At 65.1% G+C, this 2,189-nt stretch carries 2 protein-coding genes; both read left to right on the top strand.

Going from position 1 to position 2,189, the window contains the following annotated elements; all coding sequences use genetic code 11:
- Positions 1-2: 2 nt before the first annotated feature.
- Positions 3-860, top strand: coding sequence for a sulfide/dihydroorotate dehydrogenase-like FAD/NAD-binding protein (locus tag H8S62_RS17745; protein WP_155152387.1), 858 nt, complete (start codon positions 3-5; stop codon positions 858-860).
- A gap of 16 nt (positions 861-876) precedes the next feature.
- Positions 877-2,189 (top strand): NADPH-dependent glutamate synthase (gene gltA / locus H8S62_RS17740; RefSeq protein WP_186920430.1); only part of this gene is annotated, 1,313 nt, incomplete at its 3' end.

Here is a 2,189-nt window from a genome sequence, read left to right as displayed (position 1 = left end):
CGTTGGCAAAGGTACTACGGAAAGCGGAGCTGAACAGCAGCGTGACGCTGCTGGAGGTAGAGGCGGCGAAGATAGCGAAGAAGGCGCTGCCGGGGCAGTTTATCATCCTTCGGATCGACGAGGAGGGGGAGCGGATCCCGCTGACGATTGCGGACTACGACCGTGAGAAGGGGAGCATCACGATCATCTTCCAGAAGGTGGGACTGACGACGATGCTTCTGGGGGATCTGAACGCTGGTGACGAGATTAAGGACTTCGTGGGCCCGCTGGGGTGCCCGACCCATATTGAGGAGGGCGTGAAGCGGATCTGCGTGGTTGGCGGCGGCGTGGGCTGCGCCATCGCGTACCCGCAGGCGAAGTACCTGCACCAGGCAGGGTACGAGGTGGACGTGATAGCGGGGTTCCGGTCCAGGGACATCGTGATACTGGAGGATGAGTTCAAGGCGGCGTGCACGCACTTCTACCTGACGACGGACGACGGGACGTACGGGGAGAAGGGCTTCGTGACCGACAAGCTGAAGGGGCTTATCGAGGCAGGGAACAACTACGACCTGGTCATCGCCATCGGGCCCATCCCGATGATGAAGTTTGTGTGCCGGACCACGGAGCCCTTCGGCATCCACACGCTGGTGAGCCTGAACCCCATCATGGTGGACGGCACGGGGATGTGCGGGGGCTGCCGGGTGACGGTGGGAGGCGAGATGAAGTTCGCCTGCGTGGACGGGCCCGACTTCGACGGGCACAAGGTGGACTTTGACGAGCTGATGAACCGGAACAGCCTGTACCGCGAGCACGAGGCCGCGGCAAAGGAAAACCACGCCTGCCGCCTGGAGACCCTGGGCAAGCAGCTGATTCAGTAAGGGGAGGAAGAAAGAGATGCCTAATATGAATCCGAAGAAGCTGCCGATGCCGGAGCAGGACCCGAAGGAGCGCAACCACAACTTCAAGGAGGTGGCGGAGGGCTACACGGCGGAGATGGCTGTGGAGGAGGCGGGGCGCTGCCTGCAGTGCAAGAACCCCAAGTGCGTGGCCGGGTGCCCTGTGAACATCCACATTCCGGAGTTCATCGGAGCGGTGGCAGAGGGGGATTTTGCCAGGGCCTATGAGATAATCTCCGACACCAACGCCCTGCCGGCGGTGAGCGGCCGTGTGTGCCCGCAGGAGAGCCAGTGCGAGGCGCTGTGCGTGCGGGGCATCAAGGGGGAGCCGGTGGCCATCGGGCGTCTGGAGCGTTTCGTGGCGGACTGGTACCGTGAGAACGTGAACGCGATGCCTAAGAGGCCTGAGAGCAACGGGCACAAGGTGGCGGTGGTGGGCTCGGGCCCTGCGGGGCTGACCTGCGCCAGCGACCTGGCGAAGCAGGGGTACGAGGTGGGCCTCTTCGAGGCGTTCCACGTGGCGGGGGGCGTGCTGGTGTACGGCATCCCGGAGTTCCGTCTTCCGAAGGCGATTGTGGCCAACGAGGTGAAGAAGCTGGAGGCCCTGGGCGTGGACGTGGAGACGGACACGGTGGTGGGCAAGACGTGCTCCATCGACGAGCTGTTCGAGGAGGGGTACGAGGCGGTGTTCATCGGGTCAGGCGCGGGCCTTCCGATGTTCATGGGGATACCGGGCGAGAGCCTGAGCGGCGTGTACTCCGCCAACGAGTACCTGACCCGCATCAACCTGATGAAGGCCTACAAGGCGGGGTACGACACCCCGATTAAGCAGTGCAGGAGCGTGGCGGTCGTTGGCGGGGGCAACGTGGCGATGGACGCCGCTCGCTGCGCGAAGCGGCTTGGCGCGGAGGTGCACGTGGTATACCGCCGGAGCGAGGCGGAGATGCCCGCCCGGGTGGAGGAGGTCCACCACGCGAAGGAGGAGGGCATCCACTTCGACCTTCTGACGAACCCGGTGGAGATACTGGGGGACGGCGGCAAGGTGGTCGGCATGAAGTGCATCCGTATGGAGCTGGGGGAGCCTGACGCCAGCGGGCGCCGCCGTCCCGTGGAGATAGCCGGGAGTGAGTTCGTGCTGGACGTGGACGCGGTGATCATGAGCCTGGGCACCAGCCCGAATCCTCTGATTCGCTCCACAACGCCGGGCCTGGAGGCGACGAAGAAGGGCTGCCTGGTGGTGGAGGACGACGGCGTGACGACGACCCGCGAGGGCGTGTTCGCCGGCGGCGACGCGGTGACCGGCGCGGCCAC

It is taken from the genome of Lawsonibacter faecis (assembly GCF_014287675.1).
Classification (GTDB): domain Bacteria; phylum Bacillota; class Clostridia; order Oscillospirales; family Oscillospiraceae; genus Pseudoflavonifractor; species Pseudoflavonifractor faecis.
The sequence above is the reverse complement of the archived record's forward strand: the minus strand, read 5'-3'. Positions and strand labels throughout refer to the sequence as shown.